The organism is Wandonia sp., assembly GCF_984588085.1.
Genome location: NZ_CFIGVI010000037.1, coordinates 20,829 through 30,379 on the forward strand (window position 1 = coordinate 20,829; position 9,551 = coordinate 30,379).

At 40.5% G+C, this 9,551-nt stretch carries 5 protein-coding genes; 3 read left to right on the forward strand and 2 right to left on the reverse strand.

What is annotated here, in order from left to right:
* Positions 1-124 precede the first annotated feature (124 nt).
* Positions 125-2,788, reverse strand: a complete 2,664-nt coding sequence (locus AC4PL9_RS12090) for a T9SS type A sorting domain-containing protein (protein WP_491605004.1) — start codon at positions 2,786-2,788, stop codon at positions 125-127.
* A 199-nt stretch (positions 2,789-2,987) separates the two neighbouring features.
* Here AC4PL9_RS12090 and AC4PL9_RS12095 point away from each other — a divergent pair, with 199 nt between their 5' ends.
* The 3 genes from AC4PL9_RS12095 to AC4PL9_RS12105 all read left to right on the forward strand — a co-directional run bounded on the left by AC4PL9_RS12095 (position 2,988) and on the right by AC4PL9_RS12105 (position 8,187).
* The gene (locus AC4PL9_RS12095; RefSeq protein ID WP_491605008.1) at positions 2,988-3,563 is read left to right on the forward strand and encodes a uracil-DNA glycosylase family protein; all 576 of its coding nucleotides are present in this window, start codon (positions 2,988-2,990) and stop codon (positions 3,561-3,563) included.
* 174 nt (positions 3,564-3,737) lie between these two features.
* Positions 3,738-6,878, forward strand: coding sequence for an N-acetylmuramoyl-L-alanine amidase (locus AC4PL9_RS12100; protein ID WP_491605005.1), 3,141 nt, complete (start codon positions 3,738-3,740; stop codon positions 6,876-6,878).
* A 46-nt stretch (positions 6,879-6,924) separates the two neighbouring features.
* The gene (locus AC4PL9_RS12105; RefSeq protein ID WP_491605006.1) at positions 6,925-8,187 is read left to right on the forward strand and encodes an acetyl-CoA hydrolase/transferase family protein; all 1,263 of its coding nucleotides are present in this window, start codon (positions 6,925-6,927) and stop codon (positions 8,185-8,187) included.
* A gap of 178 nt (positions 8,188-8,365) precedes the next feature.
* Here the strand turns inward: AC4PL9_RS12105 and AC4PL9_RS12110 are convergent, their stop codons facing one another.
* Positions 8,366-9,487: a choice-of-anchor L domain-containing protein gene (locus AC4PL9_RS12110; RefSeq protein ID WP_491605007.1), complete on the reverse strand. Its 1,122-nt coding sequence runs from the start codon at positions 9,485-9,487 to the stop codon at positions 8,366-8,368.
* Positions 9,488-9,551 lie beyond the last annotated feature (64 nt).

Genomic DNA, 9,551 nt, shown 5'->3' on the forward strand with positions numbered 1-9,551 from the left:
ATTCAACAGAAGGCAGTGCAGGAGCCTGTCCGCTTACTGATAGTGACAGAATACTGATACAGCAAGCTATCAGTACAACTATATGTTTATTCGCTTTCATCTTTCTATCATTTACTATTTATTACTATTCTTTTATAAACTTGTGTGTAACTCCGGACCTCATTCGAATGAGGTAAACCCCCGGAGCAAAACCGTTCACATCAACAACAGAAGTTCCAAAAATTTCTGTCTGATCCAGTACTACCTCTCCATGAACAGAATAGATTTGAATAGTTGTTGTACCGACAAGTTCAATAAACAGTTGATCTTTAACCGGGTTTGGGTACATTAGGAACTGATCTTCCGTATTATCTTCCATACCGGCTGAAGAAGAACAATTTTCGGGAGCTGTCCATGCCGTCTGAATAGAATATATACAACTTGCATCCTCCTCAAAAGCTACTGTAAGATCTACAGTTTCCCCATTCGCATTAAGACCCGTTAATGTAATACTCTGGGGACTTCCTGTGGCTACAAATAGCTGACCGTTTACATTCAGATTACCACCCGGAGCATCTTCGTACTCGACAGTAATAGTTGTTTCGTATGTATTATCTTCCGGATCACATGCTGTCACTTCTTCCACTATTGCATTAGTCATTGTACATATACAGTCGTTACTAAAAGAAGCTATTTCGTCTACATTTGCTGACCAATTGTCCGTGCTCCACGACGGGTCATCAACCAGAATACAGTATAAATGAGGATTTTCTATTGCATTAAAGGTTTGAAAATTACTATTGTTTCCATTTTGCAAATTCAACCAGGTCAATTGATTCCCACCACATTTGAGATGATCAAGTTCTGGATTTAAACTGATATCCAATGTTGTTAATGCACTCCCCTCACAATACAAAACCGATAATTCGTCCAACATACTTACGTCCAGAATCTCAATCGGACTATTGGAACAATTCAAGTGTTCCAGGTTCAGGTTAGTGCTCACATCCAATTGCGTTAACTCGGCATTATTATACAGGGTCAGGATTTCCAAATTAGAGCACCCATTTAGGTTAATCGTTGTCAAAGGCGTATTATCACATTCGAAAAAGCGCATCCCTATATTACTGCTTAAGTCAATAGTCGTTATTTGATTATCACTACAATTCATATCAAAAACATTAATAAACGCTTCAATTCCGGTAAGATCAGTGATCCCCATCCCGATACTGTAGATACTTCCTGTGTAAGCAATTGCTTCTTCACACTGTATTTCGGTATCGCCGTTTGTATTAATAGCGCTTTCTCCTACCAGGTAAGCTTTAAACGCAGCATCGGGAATAGTAACTATACAGGCATTAAATGCCTCACAATCCTCAGTAAACGTAGCAGTAGGATCAGTATTATTCCAGTTTGCTTCACTCCAAACCGCATCATCAACCTGTATACAGGTCAGATCCGGGTTAGTATTGGCATTGAAGTCAGACCCCGGCATATTCAGATTATTTCCATTCTGTACATTCAGTTCGGTTAATAGGTTACTAAAACAGTTTAGTTTAATCAACATGGTATTTGCGCTCAGATCTAGCTCCGAAAGCTGGTTAAGTCGACAATCCAGAGTAGTCAAATTGGAATTAGTACTTACATCTAATACTGACAACTGATTATTTCCGCAAAACACAAGCTCCAATGCCGGTAACCCACTCAAATCCAAAGATGTTATTTCATTATTTGTCAAAGTTAAAGTAGTAAGAACAGAGTTATTCCCTAATAGTAAAGAAGTAAGCGCATTATTATGACACGACGCCGACTCCACCAGTACATTATTGCTCAAATCTAAAGCGGTGATATTCTGTCCGACACAAGTGAACCCGGTAATATTAGTAAAGGCTTCTATCCCGGTTACATCCGACACAGTTCCCGGAACAGATCCAGTTGTAAGAACAATTGTCCCGGTATATCCCTCCGCCTCAGAACATTGAATTTCACTGTCTCCGTTTACATTAATTAATGCCTGACTTAACAAATAGCTTTTAAAGTTTGCATCGGGAATAGTAATCACACAATTGTCGCAGACTTCATCAAAACTCGTCGTTGGATCAATATTTGTCCAGTTACTTGTACTGTAGGCTGCATTATCAACTTTGATACAGGCAAGATCCGGGTTATTAGTTGCGTCAAACGATACAAATGAGGTATTTGTACCCGTACGAACATTTAGCTCTGTTAGTTGATTGCCACTACAGGTAAGATATTTCAAATCCCAATGTGCGCTTAAATCGAGTTGTGTCAACTCGTTGTTGGCGCAGTTTATATTTCTAAAAGAACCCGGACCGGAATGAAGTATGAGCGAAGAAATGGCATTATCATTTATCGTCAGGAACTGTAAGGATGTGTTGGCACTTACATCTAATGTTGTTAACTGATTGTAACGAACATTGATATTGGTCAGGTTAGTACTCGTTCCGAAATGAGCGGATGTCAACTCATTGTTATCCAAACGAACAAATGTAAACGCCGTATTGGCACTCAAATCCACGGATGTCAACTGGTTATTCGGACAGTCCAGTCCTGTCGCGTTGACAAACGCCTCAATACCTGTAAGGTCCGTTATACCGGCATTACTGCAGTTGATTGTTCCTGTGTAGGCTGTTGCTTCTGAAACCTGAATCTCCGTATCACCGTTTGAGTTTATTACTGCTGAATTCAGCAAACGTGCTTTAAAATTAGCGTCAGGAATATTCACTACCTGTGCATTTGTTACATAACCTGTTAGTACGGTTATGAGTAGTAGAAATGTCTTTTTCATCTGTTATTGGTTTTGTTCGCAATTATTCCGGTTCAACACATTGTCAGTCCCGGCTTCTTATTCGTAAAAATCAATGATGACAGGAATTCTGACAAAAAATAAGGGTAAATAGACCTTTTTTTTTAGTAGACACAGGATTCTGTTGAGGGAATACTTGTTTATATTTGGTGTTGACAGAAAATCGTTGGTTGATACGATGATAAATCCTTTATTACAAGAAATCCGGCAATGTACAATTTGCGCTTCATCTCTTCCGTTGGGACCTAACCCTGTTGTGTCAGCCCACTCCGACAGCAAGATTGTTGTAATAGGTCAGGCTCCCGGTAGTGTAGTACACCAGACCGGAGTCCCATGGGATGACGCCAGCGGCAATCGTTTACGGGACTGGCTAGGAGTAACTGAAGACGTTTTCTATACTCCTGAAATTTTTGCCCTCATTCCTATGGGATTTTGCTATCCGGGAAAAGGAAAATCAGGAGATTTACCACCCCGCCCTGAATGTGCACCTAAATGGCACGGTGAGTTATTGGGTCAAATTCATCACCCACAACTTATTTTACTTATCGGTACTTACGCTCAACAGTACTATTTGGGAAACCGACGAAAAAGTACGCTCACTGAAACGGTAAAAAACTACATGGCCTATTCTCCGGATTACCTACCCTTACCTCATCCTTCTCCACGAAACAATATCTGGTTAAAAAAGAATCCCTGGTTTGAAAGTGAAGTAATTGATTCCCTCAGACATCAGGTAAAATCGATTATTAACAGCTAAAATGGTTCTTCATAAAAAGTTAACAACAGCATAAACCATCTGATTTAAAAGCACTTTCTGTTAAAAATAAGTTTTCAAACAACGTTACAAGTTAAATTATTTGACTTGTATATGTGCATTCCCCTATATTTGTTTCACCTGCCACTATTTAGTAATACAAAAAAAGCGTAAAATATGATTACTAGAGTACTACTATTCTTTTGTTTCCTGATCAGTTCAGGATTATACTCTCAGAAACTTCTTCATCCGGTTGTTGCAGATATTTCGGATAAAATGAATTGTCCTGCAGAGCGCTATACAGCAACTCAACTACAGGCGGATACGGAATACCGGTTCGAACTACAAACCGGAAGTGCTTTTTCCTGTTTTGGAATCGGCTGGAAAACAGAAGAAAACGCGGATATACCTGCCAGTTTATTCGCTTTCCGCTACAGAACCCGACTCTCCGGAAAAGAATGGTCAGACTGGTTAAACGGTGATGCTGATTTTACACCAAAAGAAATCCCTTCGGGACATTACAGAACGGATGCATGGTTCACACATGACGCTACTTCACACCAGGAGATCGAGATTATTTTTTCGGCACCAGTGCCTATTACAGAGGTTATTCTTGACATTTTTGATGGAAATGCTTTTAAAGAATCATCTATCGAAGGACCTGTTCAGGTTACCAAATCTACTCGTGCTGAATGTCCTGAATTCCCATCAATTATTGCAAGAAGTCAATGGTGTGGAGGTTCTGCACCCTGTGGAAGTGTTCTGGCCGGATATACTCCAACCACAATTTCTCCAACGCATGTTGTTATGCATCACGGAGCTTCTCCGAACACCTATACAGACGGGCAGGCAGTTGTCCGTTCTTACTGGAATTATCACGTCAATTCAAACGGATGGTCAGACATTGGTTACAATTACCTGATTGACAAGTACGGAAACCTATATCAGGGGCGGCATAATCCAAATCTTCCGACGACTGATGTACGGGCAGCTCACGCCGGAAGTGCAAATAGCGGATCCATAGGAATCAATTTTCTAGGAAATCTGGATGTGTCTATTGCTACTACAGCTCAGCTACAAAAACTCTATGAACTTCTTGCCTGGTGGTTTGACTACCGGGGAATTAACATTTTGGGTAGCTCGGGTATGACAACACAAACAAACGGATGGCAAATTCAACCCCACTTTACCACCCATAACGCAATCGGGTCTACTTCCTGTCCAGGAAGTGATATGATTTCCCGTATGCAGAGTATCCGGGAGGCAACACAAGCCATTATTGACAATTGTTCGGATAATATTCCTCCTTCAACTGTTGCTTCTACAAACTATGATTGGCGAGGAGCAGACTTTTATGTCGATTTTCAGGATGAAGATAATACAAACGGAAGTGGGATAGATGAACGATACGTACAAGTACTACACTACAATGGCAATGAATGGCGCGCAAAAGCCAGTTCCGGACAATTCAATGACAACTTTGATAATTCCATTCATTCGGACTGGACCATTTCATCCGGAACCTGGTCAATAGCGAGCAACAAAATACTACAAAGTAATCAGTCAACCAGTAACTCTAACCTATACGCTTCACTGACACAGGATAACACACAAGCCTATATGTACCAGTGGCAAATGAAACTATCCGGTACTGGGACAAACCGAAGAGGTGGTTTACATTTTTTTGCTGATAATGCCGTCCTCACAAACCGGGGAAACTCCTATTTAGCCTGGTTCAGAGCAGATGACAACGCTTTTCAATTGTATAGAGTGGAAAATGACGTACTATATACAGTTGTCAATACTCCCGTTACGATTAATGCTAATACTACTTACGATTGCACAGTAACATACGATCCCGCAACAGGAGCTATTCGGGCGTTTCTTAACAATGAACTTGTCGGAGAATATATTGATAGTAACCCTTTTCAATCCGGGCAATACATCTCCCTTCGTAACGGAAACTCAACCATGGAAGCAGACAACCTAAAAGTACGAACTTCCAGAGGAGATGAACTCTTTGTTACTGTTGGGGCTTCATCCGGTAATCAGGCTCTTTATGAGAGTCCTACTCCATCTCAGGATGCCTGCAGAATTAATACGGTTGTAAAAGATGTTACGAATAACTGGTCTCCGCAGTACGCCAAAAATATTTACATTGACTGGACACCTCCCCAAACACAAATTGGTTCTACTTCAACAATAGCTTCCGGAGATATTGTCGTAAACTTCACAGATACTGATAATACAAACGGAAGTGGAGTTGAAAGAAGATTTTATTCCGTTGCAGATTATAACGGAAGCCAATGGAGATCCAATACTAACCGGGGCTATTTTACGGAACCTTTTGACAACCAGATCCACACCGACTGGACCGCGCATACCGGAAGTTGGTCTATCGTAAACAATAAGCTGGTTCAATCGGATGAGAATAGTAACAATACAAATATCTATGCTTCGTTAAATCAGACGCTATCCAATCGATATCTATACAGTTTTGATCTGACTATCGACGGTACTGGAACGAACCGTCGGGCAGGATTTCACTACTTCTGTGACGATCCGGATACGGAAAACAGAGGAAACTCCTACTTTATCTGGTTCCGTGTTGAATCACAACGATTAGAGTTTTATCGTGTTCAAAACAATGTGTTCAGTCAGGAAAAAGTAATTCCCTGCAATTTTGCAGGAGGAACAACTTATAAAACAGACGTAGTTTATGATAGAATCACCGGAGAAACCTTTGTTTATCTCAACAATAAACTGGTCGGCGAATGGCAAGATCCCAATCCCATCTCATCGGGTAATTACATTTCCTTCCGAAGCGGACATAGTAAAATGACCATTGACAACTTCCGTACTTTCCGCACCCGATATCCTTCGGCAACACTTACTACCGGAACAATGCAATCGGACCTCCGTTACGAGAGTATTTCCAGTGCGACAGGAAGAGTTAGTTCTGTGGTAATAGACTCAGCTCATAATTTATCTTCAGTTGCTCAGGAAGATTTGTTTGTTACCTGGTCCGGTTTTTTCCTCACGGCAGGAGAAGAAGAAATGTCTGCTTTTGATGTTAACATTTACCCAAATCCATCCAATGGTGATGTAACGGTTGAAATCAACAGCGATACTCCAGAGGCAGCTTCCCTTCTTTTGTTTGACACCAAAGGCACACTTGTTTTTGAAAAACAGGAAGCTGTTCGTTCGGGAAACAATACGATTTTGCTCCCTCTGGAATCAAATCTTCCAAAAGGGATGTATTATCTTATTGTACAAACATCTTCCAAAAAAATGACATTCAAACTGATACGGGAATAGCAATTTGATCAGCTTCAAAAAGGAAACATTGTCTATCTTTGGAGGTATGACAACAACAGCAGAAGAAGCCGTAAAACACATAAAAAGTAACGACAACGTCTTTATTCATTCGGCAGCTGCCGTACCTTCACATCTGGTAAAGGCGATGACAGAACGTGCACAAGAATTACGGAACGTTTCCATTTACCAGATCCACACGGAAAATGAAGCGCCTTATGCAGACCCAAAGCTGTCAGAATCATTTATGATAAAGGCACTTTTTGTAGGTTCGAACATACGTGCAAACATTCAGAATACACACGGAAGTTACATTCCTATTTTCCTGAGTGAAGCAGCTTCGCTTTTCAGAGAGAAAATTGTGCCGCTTGATGTGGCTTTGATTACAGTCTCTCCACCAGACAAGCACGGATACTGTTCGATGGGAACTTCGATCGACATTTCACTCGCTGCTATGCAATCAGCAAAAATTGTCATTGCACAGGTGAATGAGTTCATGCCACGCACAATGGGAGATGGGATCATTCATGTTGATACGATTGATTACTTCGTTCACCGCAACGCTCCGCTCCCCGAAATTGCCGATCATGAATCCCAGGAAGAGGTAACCACGATCGGAAAGCACATTGCTTCTATTATTGAAGATGGGTCAACTTTGCAAACGGGAATCGGAGCTATTCCTAATGCTGTTCTGGCTTCGCTAGGTGGACATAAAGATTTGGGAGTACATACCGAAATGTTCTCCGACGGACTTATCCCGTTAATTGAAAAAGGAGTCATTAACGGTCGTTTCAAAAGAAAATTCCCCGAAAAAATTGTTGCCTCGTTTGTTGTCGGGTCCAAAAAATTATATGACTTTCTGGATGATAATCCAATGGTGCATATGTTAGACGCTGCTTATGTCAATAATACGGCGGTTATTCGGAAACATCCCAAAATGGTAGCGATTAACAGTGCTATTGAGATTGACCTTACCGGACAGGTTTGTGCGGATTCCATCGGAAGTAAAATATTCTCAGGAGTAGGTGGTCAGATGGATTTCATACGCGGAGCATCCCTTTCCCCCGGCGGAAAACCAATTATTGCTATGACATCCACAACACGCAAAGGAACCTCCAAGATTGTTCCTTTCCTTAAACAGGGTGCAGGCGTTGTAACAACCCGGGCACATATTCATTATGTTGTAACCGAGTATGGAGTCGTTAATCTTTTTGGAAAAACAATAGAAGAACGTATAAAACTACTTATCAGCATCGCCCATCCGGCACATAGAGAAATGTTGGAAGAATCTGCGAAGCTTTTGTTGGGATAGTTGTATACTACAATCAGGCTAATTTGTTATAACAGGTCATATTCGTTGGCTGTCATTCCGGTTGATTGATACGGTACTGTCTCAAAAAAATACTGCTAAACAATAAAACCACGTATTTCATACTCGTGTGGTCTATCCGTAATTGTCTCCAACTTTCTTACTCATCTACATAGAATATTTAGTTAACAACTATACGTTCCACAAACCTATCCGTTGATGTACTCACCTCTAAATAATATACTCCCTTATTTTTTTGTCTAAAATCAATCTCGTTCTGTCCCTCAAGCAGTAACCCCGTCTGTATAATACGACCTGTAGCATCCGCTATAGTATAGCTAGAATTTTGTACACCTTTTAGCAAAACAGTAAATTCTCCGGTTCCCGGATTTGGATAGACTGCAATCTTTATTTCCTGACTATTTTCCCTTGTTCCTGCCGTTTCTATAGTATTTGTTTTAATAAACAGACCTGAATCATAAACCCCATCTCCAACATCTGCAATAGCAATTGTCAAAACATACTCTTCCCCAATTACGAGAGCAGCATTTGTACTCAACACATTTGTCAAACCATTATATTGCAAGAATCCTGCATTAACACTGTAAGGATACGTACTCCCATCTCCATTTTCACGATAAAACACTACATTTTCCTGCCAATCCGGATCAACCTCACTACAAAAAGAAGCATTACAATTGAGTGTTTCTCCAACCTCCCCGGAATTAACTGCATTAATACTAACCGGGATATTTTTTCCCGGTATCAGTGCAATATTCTCTTTTCCTAAATACCCCGGACCTTCTAACAAAATACCAAACACATCATTAAACTGGGAACAAACATAGGTTGGATATTCTTCTGAGCCGAAAACGTACTGTAAAGGTAAAAGCGTATCCGTAGCGATAAAAGTAAGTTGCAAAACAGCAGCATTATAGGTGGTTGATTCAGTCAAAAATTCAAAAACCTCATGACCGCCAGTCCCGTTATCAATTCCTGACATCTCTTCATCATTTGGTCCATGAGGCCCTCTCCTCATCGAATTAATTTCTTCATCCAAAACTGTACCCGTTGTTAGAATTATCCCTTCCTCCAATAAAACATTACTACCATTTGCCTTAAAAAAACCAATCGCATTTGCAGATCCTGAATATTCCACATCAATGACTTCCATCCCCGGCCAACTTATTACATCTTTACATAAATCCTCCAGGCTATACATTGTAGTTGTATATAGCTGCCCAACTGAAATAAAACTCAAAAAAACAAATAGAAACAAGAAATTACTACCAAGTTTAGTCATACCTACCTTTTTCAATTAGCCCCACAAAGATAACCAATCCTTTTGTCTGGTGTTTTTGATTATT

Coding starts and splice junctions, on each gene's coding strand:
- AC4PL9_RS12090 (WP_491605004.1), bottom strand. CDS start 2,788: ATGAAAAAGACATTTCTACTACTCATAACCGTACTAACAGGTTATGTA.
- AC4PL9_RS12100 (WP_491605005.1), top strand. CDS start 3,738: ATGATTACTAGAGTACTACTATTCTTTTGTTTCCTGATCAGTTCAGGA.
- AC4PL9_RS12105 (WP_491605006.1), top strand. CDS start 6,925: ATGACAACAACAGCAGAAGAAGCCGTAAAACACATAAAAAGTAACGAC.
- AC4PL9_RS12110 (WP_491605007.1), bottom strand. CDS start 9,487: ATGACTAAACTTGGTAGTAATTTCTTGTTTCTATTTGTTTTTTTGAGT.